The sequence below is a fragment of the Pseudomonas sp. D8002 genome, assembly GCF_013385695.1.
Taxonomy (GTDB): domain Bacteria; phylum Pseudomonadota; class Gammaproteobacteria; order Pseudomonadales; family Pseudomonadaceae; genus Aquipseudomonas.
The window spans coordinates 161,345-182,308 of the sequence record NZ_JACAPM010000006.1 but is presented as its reverse complement, the minus strand read 5'-3'; the positions used below and the strand labels follow the sequence as shown (position 1 = coordinate 182,308).

Here is a 20,964-nt window from a genome sequence, read left to right as displayed (position 1 = left end):
GTTCTTGGGCAGCGCCTTAGCGCTGCTGCTTGTTATCAAGTGCGTTTGTTCAGCGGCATGGCTTTTACCGCGCCGCTGGCAATCAACTCCGCCAGTTCGGCGACATCCAGCAACGCGCACATGTGTTCGATCACAGTGCCCGCCAGCCATGGCCGCTGGCCACGGTGGCTGCGCCATTTGATTTCGTTCGGGTCCAGGCGCAATGAGCGGCTGACCTGATGCACCGCCAGCCCCCACTCGTAGCCCTGGACCGAAATAACGTATTGCAGGCCCTGGCGGAAGTCATCGCGGTAGCGGTCGGGCATCACCCAACGCGCGGTGTCCAATACCTTCAAGTTGCCCTGCTGGCTCGGCAGGATCCCGAGGAACCAATCCGGCTGGCCGAACAACGGCGTCAACTCCTGGCCTTCCAGGGAGTAGATCGACCCCAGGCACACCAGCGGCACCGCCAGGGTCAACCCGGCGACATCGAACAGCAAACATTCGAACGGCTCCGCAGCCCACACCGGGCGACCGTCGCCCTGTACCGGCGGCGGCGTGATGCTCGGCGGGAGGTGAACCTCAACCACCGGCTCCACCACTACAGGCGCAATCACCACAGGCTCGACGGGCACAGCAACCGGTACAGGAACGGCTACGGGAACCACCAACGCATCACGGGCCTGCTCTTCCAGGACCGCCAGCTGAAACTCGTCCAGGGCAGCAGGTTCAGGCTCGATGACTTCATCGAGGATCAGAATCGGCTCCGGCATGTCCTCGGTGGCGTCCTGGAGCAAGGCGTCCAGGTAGGACTCCAGCGCCAGCTGCGGCCGGGTCTTGAAATCAACGGGACGGTTCATCTGTATGCCCACGCGCAAGCCCCATCAACCCTGTATTCAGAGGTTATCGGCCTGTGAGTGTCCGGACTTGAATCGAGAGCCGGTTTGGTCAGGAAAACCGCGGCGTCTGCATCGCTGGCAAGCCAGGCTCCTACAGGGCTGTTTATGACCATCATGCCACCTGCGCCACAAGTTGCTGGGACAACAGGTGCTTGAGCAACGCCCGATACGCCAGCACCCCACGGCTCTTGCCGTCGAACTGCGACGGCGTCAGCCCTGCCCGGCTCGCATCTCGCAGGCGCGTGTCCACCGGGATGTAGCCTTGCCAGATGGTGTCCGGATAAGCATCGCGCAATACCCGCAAGGTGCCGAGGGACGCCTGGGTACGGCGGTCAAACAAGGTCGGCACGATGCTGAACGGCAGCGCTTGCTTGCGCGAGCGGTTGATCATCGCCAGGGTGCTGACCATGCGTTCCAGGCCCTTGACGGCCAGGTGCTCGGTCTGCACCGGGATCACCAGCTGTTGGCTGGCGGCCAGGGCGTTGACCATCAGCACGCCGAGCAACGGCGGGCTGTCGATGATCGCGTAGTCGAAGTCCTGCCACAGCTGCGCCAGGGTCTTGGCGATCACCAGGCCCAGGCCGCTCTGCCCCGGCGACTGGCGCTCAAGGGTGGCCAGGGCGGTGCTGGACGGCAACAGCGAGATCTTTTCATTGCTGGTAGGCAGCAACAGTTGCCCCGGCAAGTCGGCCGGCACGCTGCCCTTGTGCAGGAACAGGTCGTAGCAACTGTGTTCCAGGGCATCCGGGTCATAGCCGAAATAGCTGGTCATGGAGCCGTGGGGGTCCAGGTCGACCACGACCACACGCTTGCCGGCCTCGGCCAGCAAGCCGGCCAAGGCGATGGACGTGGTGGTTTTACCGACACCACCCTTTTGATTGGCAACTGCCCAGACTCTCATTCGGATTGTTCCTCCCGGCAGGCACAGGCTCGACCGAGAAATTGCATGGGGTTATAGAGCCGGTGACGGAGAATTGACGGCACTCCCGCGAACCGGCGCCTTTACGGGCGCTGGTGCAGTTTGTGTGCCAGCCCGCTTCAAGGCGGCATCCGGTGTTGCATTGGCAGTGCCGGTACCGGTCAGGCTGCGGCGTACGTCCAGGTTGCGCGACACCACCAGCACCACCCGACGGTTGCGCGCACGGCCTTCCGCCGTGGCGTTATTGGCCACCGGCTGGAACTCGCCGTAACCCACCGACGCCAGGCGCCCGGGGTTCACACCCTGCATCGCGAGCATTCGTACAATACTCGCCGCCCGGGCCGAAGACAGCTCCCAGTTGGTCGGGTACTGCGCGGTACTGATCGGCAGGTTATCGGTAAAGCCTTCAACGTGGACCGGGTTTTCAAACGGCTTCAGGATCGCCGCCACCTTGTCGATGATGGTAAACGCCTGGTCGCTGGGCATTGCATCGGCACTGGCGAACAGCAGGCTGGAATTGAGTTCGATCTCGACCCACAACTCATTGCCGCGCACGGTCATCTGGTTGGAGCTGATCAGGTCGCCAAAGGCCGCGCTGATGTTATCGGCGATGCTTTTCAGCGGGTCGCTGGTGCCAGCGATGCCGGCGGCGGTTTCATCGCTGTCGTTGACCAGCGGCTTGGCCGGGGTCACGGTCTTGGGGCGTTCTTCGCCAATGGGTATCGGCTTGAGGGCGCGGTCAGCGTCGTTGAACACGCCAATCAGCGCCTGGGAAATGACTTTGTACTTGCCTTCGTTGATCGAGGAAATGGAGTACATCACCACAAAAAACGCGAACAGCAACGTAATGAAGTCGGCGTAGGACACCAGCCAGCGTTCATGGTTGACGTGTTCTTCAGGCTCGCGGCGGCGACGGCTCACAACAAATACCTCCCATCAATCCATGAAGCCCTGGAGCTTCAATTCGATGGAGCGCGGGTTTTCACCCTCGGCAATCGAGAGGATGCCTTCGAGCAACATCTCGCGATAACGCGACTGGCGCAGGGCGATCGACTTGAGCTTGCTGGCCACCGGCAACAACACCAGGTTGGCACTGGCCACGCCGTAGATGGTGGCGACGAACGCCACGGCAATCCCGCTGCCCAGTTGCGACGGATCGGCCAGGTTGCCCATCACGTGGATCAAGCCCATCACCGCACCGATGATGCCGATGGTCGGCGCGTAGCCGCCCATGCTTTCAAAGACTTTGGCAGCGTTGATGTCGCGGCTTTCCTGGGTGTAGAAGTCCACTTCGAGGATGCTGCGAATCGCTTCCGGCTCGGCGCCGTCCACCAGCAGTTGCAGGCCTTTGCGGGCGTAGCTGTCGGGCTCGGCATCGGCCACGCCTTCCAGCCCGAGCAGGCCTTCCTTGCGCGCCGTGAGGCTCCAGTTGACCACGCGGTCGATGCCGCCCGGCAAGTCGACACGCGGCGGGAAGATGATCCAGATGAGGATCTGCATCGCGCGCTTGAACGAACTCATGGGCGACTGCAACAACGCCGCGCCCACGGTGCCGCCGATCACGATCAACGCTGCCGGGCCGTTGGCCAGGGCGCCCAGGTGGCCGCCTTCGAGGTAGTTGCCGCCGATAATCGCGACAAACGCCATGATGATGCCAATCAGGCTCAATACATCCATCAGAGGCAAGCCTCCACCAGGTGCTTGCCGATGTCGTCGAGGCTGTAGACGGCGTCGGCCAGGTCGGCCTTGACGATGGCCATGGGCATGCCATAGATCACGCAGCTGGCTTCATCCTGGGCCCAGATCGCGCTGCCGCCCTGCTTGAGCAGGCGCGCGCCTTCACGGCCGTCGGCGCCCATGCCGGTCAACACCACCGCCAAAACTTTGTCGCCGTAGGATTTGGCCGCAGACCCGAAGGTGATATCCACACACGGCTTGTAGTTCAGGCGTTCGTCACCCGGCAGGATTTTGATCGCACCACGGCCATCGACCATCATCTGCTTGCCACCAGGGGCCAGCAGCGCCAGACCCGGACGCAGGATGTCGCCATCCTCGGCTTCCTTGACGCTGATGCGGCACAGCTTGTCCAGGCGCTCGGCGAACGCCTTGGTGAACGCGGCCGGCATGTGCTGGATCAACACGATCGGCGCCGGGAAGTTCGCCGGCAATTGGGTCAACACCCGCTGCAAGGCCACCGGGCCGCCGGTGGACGTACCGATGGCCACCAGCTTGTAGGCCTTGCGCTTGGGCGCAGGTGAATGTGCGGCGGGCGCAGCCGTACGCACCGGGGCGGCGGCCGGGCGCGCAACCGGTGCCGGCGCCGGGCGACCAAAGGTGCTCGGGGCGGCCGGTGGCGGCGTAACGGGTGCGGGCGCCGGCGCACTGAACAGGCTGCGACGGTTACTGCGGGAGATGCTGTGCACCTTCTCGCAGAGCATCTGCTTGACCTTCTCGGGGTTGCGCGAGATGTCTTCGAAATTCTTCGGCAGGAAGTCCACCGCGCCGGCATCCAGCGCATCCAGGGTGACCCGGGCGCCTTCGTGGGTCAGCGAGGAGAACATCAACACCGGCGTCGGGCAGCGCTGCATGATGTGCCGCACCGCCGTGATGCCGTCCATCATCGGCATCTCGTAGTCCATGGTGATCACGTCCGGCTTGAGCGCCAGGGCCTGATCGATCGCCTCTTTGCCGTTGGTGGCCGTGCCGACCACCTGGATATTGGAATCCGATGAAAGAATTTCCGAGACGCGGCGGCGGAAGAAACCCGAATCGTCCACCACCAGGACCTTGACTACCATAAACACTCCGTTAGGCCGGGCGAGGGACAACCGCCCTGCCCGGGCCGAATCAAATACGCCGTGCGGCGTAACGCTTGAGCATGCTCGGAACATCCAGAATCAGCGCGATCCGACCGTCACCGGTAATGGTCGCACCCGACATGCCCGGGGTTCCCTGCAGCATTTTGCCCAAAGGCTTGATGACCACTTCTTCCTGGCCCACCAGTTGATCGACCACGAAGCCGATACGCTGGGTGCCCACGGAAAGAATCACCACATGGCCTTCGCGCTGCTCTTCATGCTTGGCCGAAGCCACCAGCCAGCGTTTGAGGTAGAACAGCGGCAACGCCTTGTCGCGCACGATCACCACTTCCTGGCCGTCCACCACGTTGGTGCGCGACAGGTCGAGGTGGAAGATTTCGTTGACGTTGACCAGCGGGAAGGCGAACGCCTGGTTGCCCAGCATCACCATCAGGGTCGGCATGATCGCCAGGGTCAACGGCACCTTGATGACGATCTTCGAGCCCTGGCCCTTGGTCGAGTAGATGTTGATCGAGCCGTTGAGCTGGCTGATCTTGGTCTTCACCACATCCATGCCCACGCCACGGCCCGACACGTCGGAAATCTCGGTCTTGGTGGAGAAGCCCGGGGCGAAGATCAGGTTGTAGCACTCGGTGTCGGTGAGGCGGTCGGCGGCGTCCTTGTCCATCACCCCACGCTTGACTGCAATGTTGCGCAGTACCGTGGGGTCCATGCCTTTGCCGTCATCGGTGATCGACAGCAGGATATGGTCGCCTTCCTGTTCGGCCGCCAGGATCACTTTGCCCTGGCGGTTCTTGCCCGAGGCTTCGCGCTCTTCCGGCGTCTCGACACCGTGGTCGACCGCGTTGCGCACCAAGTGGACCAGCGGGTCGGCCAGGGCCTCGACAAGGTTCTTGTCGAGGTCGGTTTCTTCACCCACCAGTTCCAGGTTGATCTCTTTCTTGAGCTGACGTGCCAGGTCGCGAACCAGGCGCGGGAAACGGCCGAAGACTTTCTTGATCGGCTGCATCCGGGTCTTCATGACGGCGGTCTGCAGGTCTGCGGTGACCACGTCGAGGTTCGACACGGCCTTTTGCATGGCCTCGTCGCCACTGTTCAGGCCCAGGCGCACCAGGCGGTTACGCACCAGCACCAGTTCACCGACCATGTTCATGATGTCGTCCAGGCGCGCGGTATCAACCCGCACGGTGGTTTCGGCTTCACTGGCCGGTTGCTTGTCCGGGGCCGGGGCAGCCGTGGCAGCCCGGGCCGGTGCTGGAGCCGGAGCCGGAGCCGCTTTCGCTGCGACAGGCGCGGCAGCCTTGGCGGCAGGAGCCGGTGTTGCGACAACTGCGGCAGCAGCCGGTGCAGCAGCGCCGACCACTTCGGTGAACTTGCCCTTGCCGTGCAGTTCATCCAGCAGGGCTTCGAATTCGTGATCGGAGATCAGTCCATCGGCGGCCGGCGCAGCAGCGGGTGCCGCAGGCGCGGCGGCCGTTGCGGCGACTTCCGGCAGAGCCTCGGCGGCAAACGAGCCTTTGCCGTGCAACTGGTCCAGCAGCGCTTCAAATTCGTCGTCGGTGATTTCATTGCTGACGGGCGCCGCGGCTTCCGTTGGCGCTGGCGCTGCGGCCACCGCGTCCGGGGCAAACTGGCCCTTGCCGTGCAACTGGTCGAGCAACGACTCGAACTCGGCGTCGGTAATGTCTTCGGTGGTCGGCACCATGGCCGGCGCACTGGCTGCCGGCGCTTCGGCTTCGGCCTTGACGGCGTTCAGCGAGTCCAGCAGTTGTTCAAATTCGCTGTCGGTCACGTCGCCCGCAGGCTCGGCAACCGGCTCAGCCACCGCTTCCACCACGGGAGCGTTGGCCGCAGGTTCCGCCAGGCGCGCCAGGGCGGCCAGCAGTTCCGGCGTGGCGGCAGTGATCGGTGCGCGCTCGCGCACTTCACTGAACATGCCGTTGACCGCGTCCAGTGCTTCCAGGATCACGTCCATCAGTTCCGAGTCGACGTGCCGCTCACCCTTGCGCAGGATGTCGAACACGTTCTCGGCGATGTGACAGCACTCCACCAGCTCGTGGAGCTGGAGGAAGCCGGCGCCCCCTTTTACAGTATGAAAACCGCGAAAAATTGCATTGAGCAGGTTCGCATCATCCGGTCGGCTTTCCAGCTCGACCAGTTGTTCGGACAGTTGCTCTAAAATTTCGCCGGCCTCTACAAGGAAATCCTGAAGGATTTCTTCATCGGCGCCGAAGCTCATGGGTGTGCTCCTTAGAAGCCTAAACTGGACAGCAAATCGTCTACGTCGTCTTGCCCGGATACAACGTCTTCACGTTTATCGGCATGAATCTGCGGACCTTCACCCTTGGCGAGGTGTTTTTGTGGATCTTTTTCAGAAAGGATCGCTGCGCGATCATGTTCGATGCCGGCAAACCGGTCGACCTGGCCCGCCATCAACACCAGTTTGAGCAGGTTGCTTTCCACTTCGGTGACCAGTTGGGTCACACGCTTGATCACCTGACCGGTGAGGTCCTGGTAATCCTGGGCCAGCAGAATGTCATTGAGGTTGCTGGAAACCGTGCGGTTTTCCTGCTCGCTGCGGGACAAAAAGCCCTCGACCCGACGCGCCAGCTCACGAAACTCCTCAGCGCCCACTTCCCGACGCATGAACCGGCCCCAGTCAGTGCTCAGGGCCTTGGCTTCACTGGCCATACCGTTGACCAGAGGCGTGGCGTTTTCCACCAGGTCCATGGTGCGGTTGGCCGCCGCCTCAGTCAGCCTGACCACGTAGGACAGGCGTTCGGTGGCATCCGTGATCTGCGAGATTTCCTCGGCCTGGGGCATGTGCGGGTCAATCTGAAAATTGACTATCGCACTGTGCAACTCACGGGTGAGCTTGCCCACTTCCTGGTACAGGCCGCGGTCACGGGTCTGGTTGAGCTCATGGATCAACTGCACCGCGTCGCCGAACTGGCCTCTTTCAAGGCTTTCGACGAGTTGATGAGCATGTTTTTTCAGGGTCGACTCAAAGTCGGCCTGCGATGATTCTTTATGCTCCATAGCTCCCCCGTGGCAGCATCAATGACCGATGCGTTCGAAGATCTTTTCGATCTTCTCTTTCAAGGCCAGTGCAGTGAATGGCTTGACCACGTAGCCGTTGACCCCGGCCTGGGCGGCTTCGATGATCTGTTCACGCTTGGCTTCAGCGGTCACCATCAGCACAGGCAGGCTGCGCAGTTTTTCATCAGCGCGCACGTGGCGCAGCAGATCGATACCGGTCATGCCCGGCATGTTCCAGTCCGTTACCAGAAAGTCGATGCTCCCGCTGTTGAGGATCGGAATCGCCGTAATACCGTCATCCGCCTCGACCGTGTTAGTGAACCCAAGGTCACGCAACAGGTTTTTTATGATCCGCCGCATCGTTGAGAAGTCATCAACGATGAGGATTTTCATGTTCTTGTCCAATTCGACCTCCAAGCAGTCTTAAACGCGCCCAGCACCTGGGCGCGCCATATCAATCAACAGGCGTTACACAAAAAGGACTACCGGGGGCGCACCACGGGCCAAGCCCGTCCGGGCGCAGGGCCTGGACGGTATCGTTCGCAGTGTCCCCACACTGCCTGTCAGCGCGCTCGCCACTCTCCCAAACGCCCCCGCAAGCGGGCCGCGCACTGGCTGTGTAACTGGCTGACCCGCGATTCGCTGACTCCCAGGACCTCACCGATTTCCTTGAGGTTCAGCTCTTCGTCGTAGTACAGCGCCAACACCAGTCGCTCACGCTCCGGCAAATTGGCTATCGCGTCCGCCAGCGCGCTCTGGAAGCGTTCATCTTCCAGGTCCCGTGACGGTTCGAGATGGGCACTCGCGCCGTCCTCGTGCAGCCCTTCATGTTCGCCATCCTGTAAAAGGTCGTCGAAACTGAACAGCCGGCTGCCCAAGGTATCGTTCAAAATCCCGTAGTAATCGTCGAGACTCAATTGGAGTTCGGCCGCAACTTCATGATCTTTAGCGTCGCGACCGGTTTTTGCTTCAATTGAGCGAATTGCGTCACTCACCATCCGCGTATTGCGGTGCACTGATCGCGGCGCCCAATCACCTTTACGCACTTCATCGAGCATGGCCCCACGGATACGGATACCCGCGTATGTCTCGAAACTCGCGCCCTTGCTCGCGTCGTACTTGGTCGACACTTCAAGCAGGCCGATCATCCCGGCCTGGATCAAGTCCTCGACCTGCACGCTGGCAGGCAAGCGCGCCAGCAGGTGATAGGCAATGCGCTTGACCAGGGGCGCATAGCGCTCGATCAATTCGACTTGACTGTCACGTGCCGACTTCTTGTAAAGGTTGTAGCCGCTGGCTGTCATAGCACCGGTCCTGCGCTCGTCTGATGCACCAATCGCTCGACGAAAAACTCCAGATGCCCCCGGGGATTGGCGGGCAACGGCCAGGTATCGACCTTCTGGGCAATAGCCTTGAACGCCAATGCGCACTTCGAACGAGGGAACGCTTCATAGACCGCACGCTGCTTTTGCACGGCCTTGCGCACACACTCGTCGTAAGGAACTGCGCCAACGTATTGTAAGGCGACATCGAGGAAGCGATCCGTGACCTTGGTCAACTTGGCGAACAGATTCCGCCCTTCCTGCGGGCTTTGGGCCATGTTGGCCAGCACGCGGAAGCGGTTCATGCCGTAGTCGCGGTTGAGCAGTTTGATCAGGGCGTAGGCGTCGGTGATCGAGGTGGGTTCGTCGCACACCACCAGCAACACTTCCTGGGCTGCGCGCACGAAACTGACCACCGACTCGCCGATCCCGGCGGCGGTGTCGATCACCAGTACGTCGAGGTTGTCGCCAATGTCGCTGAACGCCTGAATCAGGCCGGCATGTTGCGCCGGACTCAGGTGCACCATGCTCTGGGTGCCGGAAGCGGCCGGCACGATGCGAATCCCGCCGGGGCCTTGCAACAGTACGTCGCGCAGCTCACAGCGGCCTTCGATGACATCGGCCAGGGTATGTTTGGGCGTCAGTCCCAGCAGAACGTCGACGTTCGCCAGCCCCAGGTCAGCATCCAGCAGCATGACGCGACGGCCAAGCTCTGCCAGGGCCAGGGACAAATTCACTGACACGTTAGTTTTCCCGACGCCACCTTTGCCGCCGGTCACCGCGATCACCTGTACGGGATGCATGCTGCCCATTTTATTTCTTTACCTTGTCTTGCTTAGACGCAGGCTACATAAGTTGGCCGCGCGAACTGCTGGCAGGCCATCGATGTAGATACTTTTCACTGTCATTTTTAAATAGAAAGCCATGATGCCTCACCCAACTCGCTTGTTCGGGCTGTGGTAGAGGTCAGCAAACATGTCAGCCATAGCTTCCTCACTGGGTTCTTCCTGCATTTGCACGCTGACAGCCCGGCTGACCAACTGATGACGGCGCGGCAGATGCAGATCATCCGGGATCCGCGGCCCGTCGGTCAGGTAGGCGACCGGTAATTCATGACTGATTGCCAGGCTCAATACTTCGCCCAGGCTTGCCGTCTCATCCAGTTTAGTCAGGATGCAACCCGCCAGCCCGCAGCGCTTGTAGCTGTGGTAGGCGGCGGTCAATACCTGCTTCTGGCTGGTAGTGGCAAGCACCAAATAGTTTCTGGATTTGATCCCGCGCCCGGCCAGGCTTTCCAGCTGCATGCGCAGGGCCGGGTCGCTGGCTTGCAGGCCGGCGGTGTCGATCAGCACCACGCGCTTGCGCAGCAATGGGTCGAGGGCGTTGGCCAGGGACTGGCCCGGGTCGACGTGGGTCACCGGCACATTGAGGATGCGGCCCAGGGTCTTGAGTTGTTCCTGGGCGCCGATGCGGTAGCTGTCCATGCTCACCAGCGCGATGTTCTGGGCGCCGTACTTGAGCACGTAACGTGCGGCCAGCTTGGCCAGGGTGGTGGTCTTGCCCATGCCGGCCGGGCCGACCATGGCAATCACACCGCCTTCTTCCAGGGGTTCGATTTCCGGGGTGACGATCATCCGCGCCAGGTGGGCCAGGAGCATGCGCCAGGCCTGGCGAGGTTCTTCAATTTGCGTGGTCAGTTGCAGCAGGTCGCGGGACAACGGGCCGGACAGGCCAATGCGTTGCAGGCGACGCCACAGGTTGGCCTGTTGTGGCTGGCTGCCCTGCAACTGGTTCCAGGCCAGCGAACCCAGCTGCACTTCCAGCAGTTCACGCAGGCCGTTGAGTTCGAAGCGCATCGAGTCGAACACCCGCTGGTCTACCGCCGGCGCCGGGGCTGGCGCAGCAGGACGCGGTGGTTCAACAAAAGTCGGCTCTACCAGCGGCTCGGACGCGGTCAACGGCAGCCCGGCGAACAGCTGGCGATTGGTGGAGGCGTCGCTGTCGCCACGCATGCTCAGTTCAGCCTGGGCCGAGACAATGCGTGAAGCGGTCTTGCGCAGCTCGTCTTCCAGTTCCATGTTCGGCACGCGCGGCGCCAGGGCCGAGGGTTTGTAATCCAGGGCAGCCGTCAGCTCCACACCGCCGGCAATACGACGGTTACCGATAATCGCAGCGTCGGCGCCCAACTCATCACGTACCAGTTTCATGGCCTGACGCATATCGGCGGCGAAAAAACGCTTCACTTGCATATCCCACTACCTCAGCCGTTGGGCCCTACTGTCGCGACGATAGTCACTTGCTTATTGTCAGGAATTTCCTGGTAAGCCAATACGTGCAAATTCGGTATAGCCAGGCGTCCAAACCGCGACAACATCGCCCGGACGGGGCCAGCCACCAGCAGGATCACCGGATGGCCTTCCATTTCCTGGCGCTGCGCGGCCTCGATCAACGAACGTTGCAGCTTCTCTGCCATGCTTGGCTCCAGCAACACGCCCTCATCAGCGCCCTGCCCAGCCTTCTGAATACTATTGAGCAATATTTGTTCCAACCTTGGTTCCAAGGTGATAACAGGCAGCTCGGAGTCAAGCCCTACAATGCTTTGGACGATTGCACGCGACAATCCGACGCGCACTGCGGCCACCAGGGCGGCAGTATCTTGACTCTTGGCGGCATTGTTGGCGATAGCTTCGGCAATGCTGCGAATGTCCCGCACCGGCACCTGCTCGGCCAACAGCGCTTGCAGCACCTTGAGCAGTTGCGAGGTGGACAGCACACCCGGTACCAGCTCTTCGGCGAGTTTTGGCGAGGCCTTGGCCAGCAATTGCAAGAGTTGCTGGACTTCTTCGTGGCCAATCAGCTCGTGGGAGTGCTTGTACAGAATCTGGTTGAGGTGGGTGGCGACCACAGTGCTGGCGTCGACCACGGTGTAGCCCAGCGACTGCGCCTGGCTGCGCTGGCTGATTTCGATCCATACCGCTTCCAGGCCAAAAGCCGGATCTTTGGCGGTAATCCCGTTGAGGCTGCCAAACACCTGGCCCGGGTTGATCGCCAGTTCGCGGTCCGGGTAGATCTCGGCCTCGGCCAGAATCACCCCCATCAGGGTCAGGCGGTAGGCGCTCGGGGCCAGGTCGAGGTTGTCGCGAATGTGCACGGTGGGCATCAGGAAGCCCAGGTCCTGGGACAACTTCTTGCGCACACCCTTGATCCGCGCCAGCAATTGCCCGCCCTGGTTGCGATCCACCAGGGGAATCAGGCGGTAGCCGACTTCCAGGCCGATCATGTCGATCGGGGTCACGTCGTCCCAGCCCAGCTCCTTGGTTTCCAGGGCGCGGGCCGGCGATGGCAGCAGTTCCTGCTGGCGCGCCACTTCCTGCTGGGCAATCACCTTGATGTTGTTTTGTTTTTTCCAGAACAGGTAGGCACCGCCGGCGGCCATGGCGGCCATGCTCAGGAACGAGACATGGGGCATGCCCGGCACGATGCCCATGATCGCCATGATGCCTGCCGCCACCGCCAGCGCCTTGGGCGAGGCAAACATCTGCCGGCTGATCTGCTTGCCCATGTCTTCGGAGCCCGAAGCACGGGTCACCATGATCGCCGCAGCTGTAGATAACAACAGTGATGGCAATTGCGCCACTAAACCGTCACCGATGGTCAGCAGCGCGTAAACCTTGCCGGCGTCGCCGAAGGTCATGCCGTGCTGGAAGATGCCGACCGCCATGCCGCCGATCAGGTTGATAAACAGAATCAACAGGCCGGCGATGGCGTCGCCGCGCACGAATTTGCTGGCACCGTCCATGGAACCGTAGAACTCGGCTTCCTGGGCGACTTCAAGGCGACGGGCCTTGGCCTGGTTCTGGTCGATCAGGCCGGCGTTGAGGTCGGCGTCGATCGCCATCTGCTTGCCGGGCATCGCGTCGAGGGTAAAACGCGCGCTCACCTCGGAAATCCGCCCGGCGCCCTTGGTCACGACCACGAAGTTGATGATCATCAAGATCGCAAAAACCACGATACCGACCACGTAGTTACCGCCGATCACCACCTCGCCGAAGGCCTGGATCACCTTGCCCGCGGCGGCGTGGCCGTCCTGGCCGTGGAGCATCACCACCCGGGTGGAAGCCACGTTAAGCGCCAGCCGCAGCAGGGTGGCGATCAGCAGGATGGTCGGGAATACCGCGAAATCCAGCGGCCGCAGGGCGTATACGCACACCAGCAACACGACGACCGACAGCGCAATGTTGAAGGTGAAGAACACATCCAGCAGGAACGGCGGCATCGGCAACATCATCATTGCCAGCATCACCAGCAACAACAACGGCACACCCAGATTGCCTCGCGAGAGGTCAGTCAGGGTGCCACGGGCCGTGCTGAGCATTTGAGAGCGATCCACCGGTATTCCTCGTTTCCTTGAAGCAAACTTTTGACGCCGGGAAGCGTCCTGGAGGCGGTATTGCAAGAAGCCTTCCAACTTTTGCTTGAGGAAGCAGATCGGTCTCACGGACAGCGAAGGGCTACCGCCGTACACACATCACCTGTGGCGAGGGAGCTTGCTCCCGCTGGGCTGCGCAGCAGCCCCGGAACGGCTTGCGCGTTTTGCCTGAATCACCGCGGTAGCTTTATTGGGGGCGCTTCGCACCCCAGCGGGAGCAAGCTGATTGAGGTAGCGCCCTCGCCCGCGACTTACACGGTGCGAGATGCAATTGCGGGAACGCTCAGGGGGATTTCTGTTGTTTGGGCGGACGCCTTCGCGAGCAAGCCCGCTCCCACATTTGACCGCGTTTCTACAGGATATACACGGTCAAATGTGGGAGCGGGCTTGCTCGCGAAGAGGCCGGGAACGGCGCTACAAAATCAGGAATCCCGACGCAAATCCGGTGGAATCGGCAGGTCTTTGAGCGGATCTGGCCGCTTGCCCTTGCCCGCCCGGTACTGGCGGATCTGATACACGTACGCCAACACCTGAGCCACCGCCAGATACAACCCGGCCGGAATTTCCTGATCCAGGTCGGTGGAGTAGAAGATCGACCGCGCCAACTCCGGCGATTCCAGCAGCAGGATGTCATTGGCTACCGCAATCTCGCGGATTTTCAACGCCGTGAAATCACTGCCCTTGGCCAGCAACATCGGCGCCCCACCCTTCTCCGGGTCGTACTTGAGCGCCACGGCGTAGTGGGTCGGGTTGGTGATGACCACATCGGCATCGGGCACCGAGGCCATCATCTTGCGCTGGGACATCTCGCGCTGCAGCTGGCGAATCCGCTGCTTGACCTCGGGCCGGCCTTCCTGGTCCTTGTGCTCGTCGCGCACTTCCTGCTTGGTCATCAGCAGTTTCTTGTGGCTTTCCCACAGCTGGATCGGCGCATCCACCGCAGCAATGATGATCAGCCCGCAGGCCATCCACAGCGAACTCCAGCCCACCACTTGCACACTGTGGATGATCGCCAGCTCGATCGGCTCATGGGCGATGCGCAGCAGGTCGTCGATGTCGGACGACAACACCGTCAACGCCACAAACAGGATCAGGATGAACTTGGCCAAGGCCTTGAGCAGTTCCACCAGGGCCTTGGTGGAAAACATCCGCTTGAGCCCGGCCGCCGGGTTCATCCGGCTGAATTTGGGCGCCAGGCTGCCGGCGGCAAACAGCCAGCCGCCGAGGGAAATCGGGCCGATCAGGGCCGCCAGCAACAAGGTGATGAGGATCGGCTGCACCGCGAGGATCGCGATCTTGCCCGAGTGCAGCAGGTACAAACCCATGGCCCCCGGGCTCAGCAGCACGTCGCGGGGCAGGGAGAAATTCAGGCGCATCAACTCCATCAGGTCCAGGGCCAGGCCACCGCCGTAGATCAGCAGGCCGCCGGAACCGGCGAGCATGATCGCCAGGGTGTTGAGCTCTTTGGAGCGGGCAATCTCGCCCTTTTCCCGGGAGTCCTTTTTACGTTTCTCCGTGGGGTCTTCTGTCTTGTCCTGGCCACTCTCGCTCTCGGCCATGGCTTACCGCGCCCGCGCCAAGTCACGTAAAAACTGCAAGGCGTCGGTCGCCAGCGGTTGATACTGATTGAGAATGTCAGCCATGCCGACCCAGAAAATCCCCATGCCCAGCACCAGGGTCAACGGGAAACCGATGGAGAAGATGTTCAACTGCGGCGCCGCCCGGGTCATCACGCCAAAGGCGATGTTGACCACCAGCAGCGCAGTGATCGCCGGCAATACCAGCAGCAGGGATGCACCGAGCACCCAGCTCAAGCGCCCCACCAGCTCCCAGAAATGATTGACCACCAACCCGCTGCCCACCGGCAAGGTGGTGAAGCTTTCGGTCATCACCTCGAACACCACCAGGTGGCCGTTCATGGCCAGGAACAGCAAGGTCACCAGCATCGTCAGGAATTGCCCGATCACCGCCACCGAAACGCCGTTGGTAGGGTCGACCATGGACGCGAAGCCCATGCCCATCTGGATCGAGATGATCTGCCCGGCGATCACGAAGGCCTGGAAGAACAGCGTCAGGGAGAAGCCCAGCAAGGCGCCGATGATGATTTGCTCGGCGATCAGCATCATTGCACTGAGGTCCAGGGCATTCACCGGTGGCATCGGCGGCAAGCCCGGCACGATGACCACGGTGATCGCCACCGCGAAATACAGGCGGATGCGCCGTGGTACCAGGGTGGTGCCGAACACCGGCATGGTCATCAGCACGGCCGTGACCCGGAACAACGGCAGGATGAACGAGGCCACCCAGGTGCTGATCTGGGTGTCGGTCAAGGCCAGCATCGAATTCACGGGGTCAGCCGATCAACTGCGGAATACTGCCGTACAGCTGCAGGATGTATTCCATGAAGGTTTGCACCAGCCACGGGCCGGCGACGATCAGGGTGATCAGCATCACCAGCAGGCGCGGCAAAAAGCTCAGGGTCTGTTCGTTGATCTGGGTCGCGGCCTGGAACATCGCCACCAACAGGCCCACCAACAGGCTCGGCACCACCAGCACGGCGACCATCATGGTGGTCAGCCACAGGGCTTCGCGAAACAGGTCGACTGCTACTTCTGGCGTCATGGCCTACACCCCACCGAAACTGCCGGCCAGGGTGCCGATTATCAGCGCCCACCCGTCCACCAACACAAACAGCATGATCTTGAACGGCAACGAAATGATCAGCGGCGACAGCATCATCATACCCATGGCCATCAGCACACTCGCCACGACGAGGTCGATGATCAGGAACGGAATGAAGATCATGAAGCCGATCTGGAACGCGGTCTTCAACTCCGAGGTCACGAACGCCGGCACCAGGATGGTCAGCGGTGCCATGTCGGGGCTGGCGATGTCGGTACGCTTGGACAACCGCACAAACAACTCGAGGTCGCTGGAACGGGTCTGCGACAGCATGAAATCCTTGATCGGGCCCTGGGCCTTGTCGATCGCATCCTGGGCGGTCATTTTCTCCGCCAGGTACGGTTGCAGGGCTTGCTGGTTCACCTTGTCGAACACCGGCGCCATGATGAACAGCGTCAGGAACAGCGCCATGCCGGTGAGGATCTGGTTCGACGGCGTCTGTTGCAGGCCGAGGGCCTGACGCAGGATCGAGAACACGATGATGATGCGGGTGAAGCTGGTCATCAGCATCACGAACGCGGGGATGAAGCTCAGCGCGGTCATGATCAGCAGGATCTGCAGGCTGACCGAATACTCCTGCGCGCCCGCCGCGTTAGTGCCCAGGGTGATCGCCGGGATCGACAACGGGTCTGCTGCGTACGCCAGCGGCGCTGCCAGCAACAGCATGAGCGTCAATAAAACGCGCATTACTTCTTATCCTTCTGATCCTTGCCCAGCAACTCCATGAGGCGCTGGGCGAATTCCGGCGTGGCCGCCTGGGTCTGGGCCACTTCCACAGGCGACTTGAGCACGTGCAACGGGGTGATGCGACCGGGGGTGATGCCCAGCAGGATCTGCTCGTCGCCGACCTGCACCAGCACCAGCCTGTCCCGCGGGCCAAGGGCGCGTGAACCCACCAGCTCGATGACCTGGGCATTGCCCGGGCCGATGCGCTGCACGCGGCGCAACACCCAGGCGAGCACGAAGATCAGCCCCACCACCAGCAACAACCCCAGCACCAACTGGGTGAGTTGCCCGCCCACACCGCTGCCAAGCGCCGGCGCAGCCGCCTGGGCAACCGGTTCTGCTGCCATTACGCTCAAGGGCAGCGTCGATAACAGTCCTACCAATGAGCGCTTCATATCAACGCAACTTCTTGATGCGTTCGCTCGGGCTGATCACGTCGGTCAGGCGGATGCCGAACTTCTCGTTGACCACCACCACTTCGCCATGGGCGATCAGCGTGCCGTTGACCAGCACGTCCAGCGGCTCGCCGGCCAGGCGGTCCAGCTCGATCACCGACCCCTGGTTGAGCTGCAGCAGGTTGCGGATGTTGATTTCGGTGCTGCCGACTTCCATGGAGATCGACACGGGAATGTCGAGGATCACGTCCAGGTTCGGACCGTCGAGGGTCACCGGGTCATTGTTCTTCGGCACGCTGCCGAACTCTTCCATGGGAAGGCGGTTGCCAACCGGTGCAGTGGCCGCATCGGCCGCCAGCAGTGCATCGATATCGTCCTGGCCGACATCGCCGGTTTCTTCCAGGGCAGCCGCCCACTCGTCAGCCAGGGCCTGGTCTTCGGCGGAAGTGTTTTCGTGTTCGGTAGCCATTACATGTCCTCGGCGGAGCAGAAATTAAGGTGGATCAGCGACGGTTGATCGGTTCGATCACTTGCAACGCCAGGTTGCCTTTGTGAGAACCGAGCTTGACCTTGAACGACGGCACGCCGTTGGCGCGCATGATCAGTTCTTCCGGCAGATCGACGGGAATCACATCCCCCGGCTGCATGTGCAAAATATCCCGCAAACGCAGCTGGCGACGGGCCACGGTGGCGCTCAGGGGTACGTCGACATCCAGCAGGTCTTCGCGCAGGGCTTTCACCCAGCGTTCGTCCTGGTCGTCGAGGTCGGACTGGAAACCGGCATCGAGCATCTCGCGCACCGGCTCGATCATCGAGTACGGCATGGTCACGTGCAGGTCGCCGCCGCCGCCATCGAGTTCGATGTGGAAGGTGGAGACCACAATGGCTTCGCTGGGGCCGACGATGTTGGCCATGGCCGGGTTCACTTCCGAGTTGATGTACTCGAAATTGACTTCCATGATCGCCTGCCAGGCTTCCTTCAAGTCGATGAAGGCCTGCTCCAGCACCATGCGCACCACCCGCAACTCGGTCGGGGTGAATTCACGGCCTTCGATCTTGGCGTGACGGCCATCGCCGCCGAAGAAGTTGTCCACCAGCTTGAACACCAGCTTGGCGTCGAGGATGAACAGCGCGGTGCCGCGCAGCGGCTTGATCTTCACCAGGTTGAGGCTGGTGGGCACGTACAGCGAGTGCACGTACTCACCGAACTTCATCACCTGCACGCCGCCCACTGCCACGTCCGCCGAGCGGCGCAGCATGTTGAACATGCTGATACGGGTGTAACGGGCAAAACGCTCGTTGATCATTTCCAGGGTCGGCATGCGTCCACGGACGATGCGATCCTGGCTGGTCAGGTCGTAGCTTTTGACGCTGCCGGGCTCGGCAGCCATTTCGGTCTGTACCAGACCATCGTCGACGCCATGGAGCAGCGCATCGATTTCATCCTGGGACAGCAGGTCCTGCACGGCCATGTCGTGATCCTACTGCAATACGAAATTAGTGAAGAGCACCTGCTCGATCACCGGTTTGCCGACTTCCTTCTGGGCCACTTCCTGCACGCTGGCAGTGACCTTCTGGCGCAGCATTTCCTGGCCCACCGGGGTGGCGAGGGTGTCGAAGGGTTGGGCGGAAAACAGCATCACCAGGTTGTTGCGGATCACTGGCATGTGCACCTTGAGGGCATCCAGGTCTGCCTGGTTACGCGCCAGCAGGGTAATGCTCACCTGCAGGTAGCGTTGACGGCCGTTCTGATTGAAGTTGGCGACAAACGCCGGCAGCATCGGCTCGAAGATTGCCGGTTGCTTGACGTTGGGGTTGACCTCGGCCGTGGCGGCCGGTTTGCTCTGGGCACTGTGCATAAAGTACCAGGTAGCCCCCACGGACAGGCCGATCGCCAGCAACAAGGCCAGGACAATCAGCAGGATAAGCTTGAGCTTGCCCTTGCCTGCGGGTGCTTTTGCTGCGTCGTCGCTCTTCGCCATGCCAATAATCCGTCACTATTCTGGGATTCATAGTTCTGGGGAAAGGCAAGAGCAAGTGTTATGCCAGAGTTGTCAGTTCGGTCACGGTTTCGCCGACACTGCAAAACCAATGTGGGAGCGGGCTTGCTCGCGAAAGCGGTGGATCAGCACCTGTAACTGTGACTGACACTCCGTATTCGCGAGCAAGCCCGCTCCCACATTTTGATCATCGCCAGGCCTCGGATCAGGCGTAGTAGTCCACGGCACTGGAGCCAATCACCGACTGCACCACCGGCGCGGCCACTTCAGCCACCTCACCGATACCGCCGCCATCAACCCCATCACCCCGCCCGCCACTGCCGCTGACGCCGCGAGCCTGGTTCTGCTGTTGCTGGTCCTGGCCCTGCTGCCCCTGCCAGCCACGGGACTGGTCCGACACGTTAACGTCGACCTGGCCCATGCCCTGCTGGGCAAACATCTCCCGCAGGCGGCCCGACTGGCTTTCCAGGGCTTCACGCACCACCGCATGGCCGCTCATGAAGGTGACTTGCGCCTGCTGGTCGGCGGACATCTTCACGCTGATGTCCAGGCGACCCAGCTCAGCGGGCTGCAACTGGATCTCTGCCGACTTGAGGTTGGCGCTGGACAGGTACATGACCCGGTTCACCACCTCATCGGTCCAGCCACTCTGGTGCATGGCCAATGGCGCGTTGGCCACCGGCGGCAGGGCATTCGCAGTTTTCGGCGTGGCAGCCTGGGTCAGCGCGGCGAGGCGGTTGGCGAAGTCATCGACACGGGTGTCGCTGCTGGCGTCCTTCAAATCCTTGAGGCCGCCGTCGATCAGACCGGCAAAGGCTTTGTCGCCGCCCTGGTCGGTGCTGTCCTTGGACGCTTGCTGGTCGACCATATTGGCCAGGCCTGTGACGAAGTTTTGCGCGGCGGTCGGCTGATCCTGGGTCGGGGCCGGGGCGGTTTTTGCCGGGGCCTGGCTGCTGGCGGACACGTGTCCACCCTGTTCCATGGCCAGGCGCACGGCGGGCATTGCATCCAGCGGATCGGCCTCGGGGTCGAAGGCGGGCTTGGCGTCGTCGGTCGCGGCAATCGGTGGCGCCACGACTGGCTGGTTTTTGTCATCCTTCGCGGTGGTCGGCGTCGGGGTCTCGACGGGCGCCGGCGTAGCGGGGACGGGGACAGGGACTACCGCGGCTATCAGCGCCGGGTCTACGGCGGGGTCGACCGGAGGTTGCTGGGCCAGGGACGGATCGTCTGCCGGGGCATCGTCGTCTGACTTGGCGGTGGTGTCCGGGGTGTCCGCCTTGGCCGGCGGGTTGGCAGGCAAAGTCTTGCCGTTATCGGCAACCGATGGGGTACCGGCGGCAGGCTTGTCGTTGTTGGCGGCGGGCTTGGGGCTGTTGTCCGCAGGCTTGTCGCGGGTGGATTTGATGGGGGTGTCGACAGGTTTTGCCGCAGGCGCAGGGGCCTGGTTGGCGAACACCTGAGCGAAGCCCGGGGCCTTGTCCCGCGGGTTCGCAGCCACTGCCGGTGGATTGGCAGCGGGCGCTTGAGGCTTGGCCGCAAGGGCTGCCTGAAGGAGCGAATTCGGGGTGATTGCCATAGTCAAGAGTCTCCGCCGCACAGGGGTCGAGGGTGCGGTAACAGGAGGTAGAGCAAGAGTTGGGCCAGGTTTTGGTTTAAGGGTGCATATCCGTTATTTGGGTGATGGCTTGTATGGGGTCTTGAGTGTTGAAGAGCAAAAGCAACAGCCAAATCAGAAGCGGGCACGGTCCAAATGTG

Annotated in this window: 21 protein-coding genes; all 21 read right to left on the bottom strand. The window is 61.8% G+C overall.

What is annotated here, in order from left to right; translation table 11 throughout:
* Window positions 1–35: 35 nt before the first annotated feature.
* The 21 genes from HX807_RS04200 to HX807_RS04100 all read right to left on the bottom strand — a co-directional run bounded on the left by HX807_RS04200 (window position 36) and on the right by HX807_RS04100 (window position 20,785).
* Window positions 36–839, bottom strand: coding sequence for a CheW domain-containing protein (locus HX807_RS04200; RefSeq protein ID WP_003210642.1), 804 nt, complete (start codon window positions 837–839; stop codon window positions 36–38).
* Between the two features lie 151 nt (window positions 840–990).
* Entirely contained in the window at window positions 991–1,779 is a 789-nt protein-coding gene (locus tag HX807_RS04195; protein WP_003210643.1) for a ParA family protein, read from the bottom strand.
* A 51-nt stretch (window positions 1,780–1,830) separates the two neighbouring features.
* Window positions 1,831–2,718, bottom strand: coding sequence for a flagellar motor protein MotD (motD, locus tag HX807_RS04190; RefSeq protein WP_008434806.1), 888 nt, complete (start codon window positions 2,716–2,718; stop codon window positions 1,831–1,833).
* Between the two features lie 15 nt (window positions 2,719–2,733).
* Entirely contained in the window at window positions 2,734–3,474 is a 741-nt protein-coding gene (locus HX807_RS04185) for a flagellar motor protein (RefSeq protein WP_003210645.1), read from the bottom strand.
* Window positions 3,474–4,595, bottom strand: a complete 1,122-nt coding sequence (locus HX807_RS04180) for a chemotaxis response regulator protein-glutamate methylesterase (protein ID WP_008434810.1) — start codon at window positions 4,593–4,595, stop codon at window positions 3,474–3,476. The genes HX807_RS04185 and HX807_RS04180 overlap by 1 nt, the downstream gene beginning before the upstream one ends.
* Window positions 4,596–4,644: 49 nt before the next feature.
* On the bottom strand, window positions 4,645–6,855 hold the full coding sequence (locus tag HX807_RS04175; protein WP_177049308.1) for a chemotaxis protein CheA: 2,211 nt from the start codon (window positions 6,853–6,855) through the stop codon (window positions 4,645–4,647).
* Window positions 6,856–6,866: 11 nt separating this feature from the next.
* Complete coding sequence (locus tag HX807_RS04170; RefSeq protein WP_003214538.1) at window positions 6,867–7,655, bottom strand: protein phosphatase CheZ; 789 nt, start codon at window positions 7,653–7,655, stop codon at window positions 6,867–6,869.
* 18 nt (window positions 7,656–7,673) lie between these two features.
* A complete protein-coding gene (locus tag HX807_RS04165) occupies window positions 7,674–8,048 on the bottom strand; it encodes a chemotaxis response regulator CheY (protein WP_005790040.1) in 375 nt (124 codons plus the stop codon).
* A 170-nt stretch (window positions 8,049–8,218) separates the two neighbouring features.
* Entirely contained in the window at window positions 8,219–8,959 is a 741-nt protein-coding gene (gene fliA, locus HX807_RS04160; protein ID WP_008434817.1) for an RNA polymerase sigma factor FliA, read from the bottom strand.
* Window positions 8,956–9,789, bottom strand: a complete 834-nt coding sequence (gene fleN / locus HX807_RS04155; RefSeq protein ID WP_003192912.1) for a flagellar synthesis regulator FleN — start codon at window positions 9,787–9,789, stop codon at window positions 8,956–8,958. The genes fliA and fleN overlap by 4 nt, the downstream gene beginning before the upstream one ends.
* Window positions 9,790–9,909: 120 nt before the next feature.
* Window positions 9,910–11,226, bottom strand: coding sequence for a flagellar biosynthesis protein FlhF (flhF, locus tag HX807_RS04150; protein ID WP_003214543.1), 1,317 nt, complete (start codon window positions 11,224–11,226; stop codon window positions 9,910–9,912).
* A gap of 11 nt (window positions 11,227–11,237) precedes the next feature.
* Window positions 11,238–13,352, bottom strand: a complete 2,115-nt coding sequence (flhA, locus tag HX807_RS04145; RefSeq protein WP_023659255.1) for a flagellar biosynthesis protein FlhA — start codon at window positions 13,350–13,352, stop codon at window positions 11,238–11,240.
* 476 nt (window positions 13,353–13,828) lie between these two features.
* Window positions 13,829–14,965 carry a flagellar biosynthesis protein FlhB gene (gene flhB / locus HX807_RS04140; RefSeq protein WP_008430191.1) on the bottom strand — a complete coding sequence of 379 codons (1,137 nt, stop codon included), beginning with the start codon at window positions 14,963–14,965 and terminating at the stop codon, window positions 13,829–13,831.
* A 3-nt stretch (window positions 14,966–14,968) separates the two neighbouring features.
* The gene (gene fliR / locus HX807_RS04135) at window positions 14,969–15,745 is read right to left on the bottom strand and encodes a flagellar biosynthetic protein FliR (RefSeq protein WP_003214551.1); all 777 of its coding nucleotides are present in this window, start codon (window positions 15,743–15,745) and stop codon (window positions 14,969–14,971) included.
* Window positions 15,746–15,758: 13 nt separating this feature from the next.
* Complete coding sequence (gene fliQ, locus HX807_RS04130; protein WP_003214552.1) at window positions 15,759–16,028, bottom strand: flagellar biosynthesis protein FliQ; 270 nt, start codon at window positions 16,026–16,028, stop codon at window positions 15,759–15,761.
* A gap of 3 nt (window positions 16,029–16,031) precedes the next feature.
* Window positions 16,032–16,775, bottom strand: a complete 744-nt coding sequence (gene fliP / locus HX807_RS04125; RefSeq protein WP_003214554.1) for a flagellar type III secretion system pore protein FliP — start codon at window positions 16,773–16,775, stop codon at window positions 16,032–16,034.
* Window positions 16,775–17,209, bottom strand: a complete 435-nt coding sequence (gene fliO, locus HX807_RS04120; RefSeq protein WP_023659254.1) for a flagellar biosynthetic protein FliO — start codon at window positions 17,207–17,209, stop codon at window positions 16,775–16,777. Before fliO ends, fliP begins: the two co-directional genes overlap by 1 nt.
* A gap of 1 nt (window position 17,210) precedes the next feature.
* Entirely contained in the window at window positions 17,211–17,678 is a 468-nt protein-coding gene (gene fliN, locus HX807_RS04115; RefSeq protein ID WP_003214557.1) for a flagellar motor switch protein FliN, read from the bottom strand.
* A 34-nt stretch (window positions 17,679–17,712) separates the two neighbouring features.
* Window positions 17,713–18,681, bottom strand: coding sequence for a flagellar motor switch protein FliM (gene fliM / locus HX807_RS04110; RefSeq protein WP_003214559.1), 969 nt, complete (start codon window positions 18,679–18,681; stop codon window positions 17,713–17,715).
* 9 nt (window positions 18,682–18,690) lie between these two features.
* Window positions 18,691–19,191, bottom strand: a complete 501-nt coding sequence (gene fliL, locus HX807_RS04105; protein WP_003214560.1) for a flagellar basal body-associated protein FliL — start codon at window positions 19,189–19,191, stop codon at window positions 18,691–18,693.
* Window positions 19,192–19,414: 223 nt separating this feature from the next.
* Window positions 19,415–20,785: a flagellar hook-length control protein FliK gene (locus HX807_RS04100; protein ID WP_008430189.1), complete on the bottom strand. Its 1,371-nt coding sequence runs from the start codon at window positions 20,783–20,785 to the stop codon at window positions 19,415–19,417.
* Window positions 20,786–20,964 lie beyond the last annotated feature (179 nt).

What these genes read in the sequence shown, in the direction of transcription:
- HX807_RS04200 (WP_003210642.1), bottom strand. Translation starts at nt 839, where the DNA reads ATGAACCGTCCCGTTGATTTCAAGACCCGGCCGCAGCTGGCGCTGGAG.
- HX807_RS04195 (WP_003210643.1), bottom strand. Translation starts at nt 1,779, where the DNA reads ATGAGAGTCTGGGCAGTTGCCAATCAAAAGGGTGGTGTCGGTAAAACC.
- HX807_RS04185 (WP_003210645.1), bottom strand. Translation starts at nt 3,474, where the DNA reads ATGGATGTATTGAGCCTGATTGGCATCATCATGGCGTTTGTCGCGATT.
- HX807_RS04180 (WP_008434810.1), bottom strand. Translation starts at nt 4,595, where the DNA reads ATGGTAGTCAAGGTCCTGGTGGTGGACGATTCGGGTTTCTTCCGCCGC.
- HX807_RS04175 (WP_177049308.1), bottom strand. Translation starts at nt 6,855, where the DNA reads ATGAGCTTCGGCGCCGATGAAGAAATCCTTCAGGATTTCCTTGTAGAG.
- HX807_RS04170 (WP_003214538.1), bottom strand. Translation starts at nt 7,655, where the DNA reads ATGGAGCATAAAGAATCATCGCAGGCCGACTTTGAGTCGACCCTGAAA.
- HX807_RS04165 (WP_005790040.1), bottom strand. Translation starts at nt 8,048, where the DNA reads ATGAAAATCCTCATCGTTGATGACTTCTCAACGATGCGGCGGATCATA.
- fliA (WP_008434817.1), bottom strand. Translation starts at nt 8,959, where the DNA reads ATGACAGCCAGCGGCTACAACCTTTACAAGAAGTCGGCACGTGACAGT.
- fleN (WP_003192912.1), bottom strand. Translation starts at nt 9,789, where the DNA reads ATGGGCAGCATGCATCCCGTACAGGTGATCGCGGTGACCGGCGGCAAA.
- flhF (WP_003214543.1), bottom strand. Translation starts at nt 11,226, where the DNA reads ATGCAAGTGAAGCGTTTTTTCGCCGCCGATATGCGTCAGGCCATGAAA.
- flhA (WP_023659255.1), bottom strand. Translation starts at nt 13,352, where the DNA reads ATGCTCAGCACGGCCCGTGGCACCCTGACTGACCTCTCGCGAGGCAAT.
- flhB (WP_008430191.1), bottom strand. Translation starts at nt 14,965, where the DNA reads ATGGCCGAGAGCGAGAGTGGCCAGGACAAGACAGAAGACCCCACGGAG.
- fliR (WP_003214551.1), bottom strand. Translation starts at nt 15,745, where the DNA reads ATGCTGGCCTTGACCGACACCCAGATCAGCACCTGGGTGGCCTCGTTC.
- fliQ (WP_003214552.1), bottom strand. Translation starts at nt 16,028, where the DNA reads ATGACGCCAGAAGTAGCAGTCGACCTGTTTCGCGAAGCCCTGTGGCTG.
- fliP (WP_003214554.1), bottom strand. Translation starts at nt 16,775, where the DNA reads ATGCGCGTTTTATTGACGCTCATGCTGTTGCTGGCAGCGCCGCTGGCG.
- fliO (WP_023659254.1), bottom strand. Translation starts at nt 17,209, where the DNA reads ATGAAGCGCTCATTGGTAGGACTGTTATCGACGCTGCCCTTGAGCGTA.
- fliN (WP_003214557.1), bottom strand. Translation starts at nt 17,678, where the DNA reads ATGGCTACCGAACACGAAAACACTTCCGCCGAAGACCAGGCCCTGGCT.
- fliM (WP_003214559.1), bottom strand. Translation starts at nt 18,681, where the DNA reads ATGGCCGTGCAGGACCTGCTGTCCCAGGATGAAATCGATGCGCTGCTC.
- fliL (WP_003214560.1), bottom strand. Translation starts at nt 19,191, where the DNA reads ATGGCGAAGAGCGACGACGCAGCAAAAGCACCCGCAGGCAAGGGCAAG.
- HX807_RS04100 (WP_008430189.1), bottom strand. Translation starts at nt 20,785, where the DNA reads ATGGCAATCACCCCGAATTCGCTCCTTCAGGCAGCCCTTGCGGCCAAG.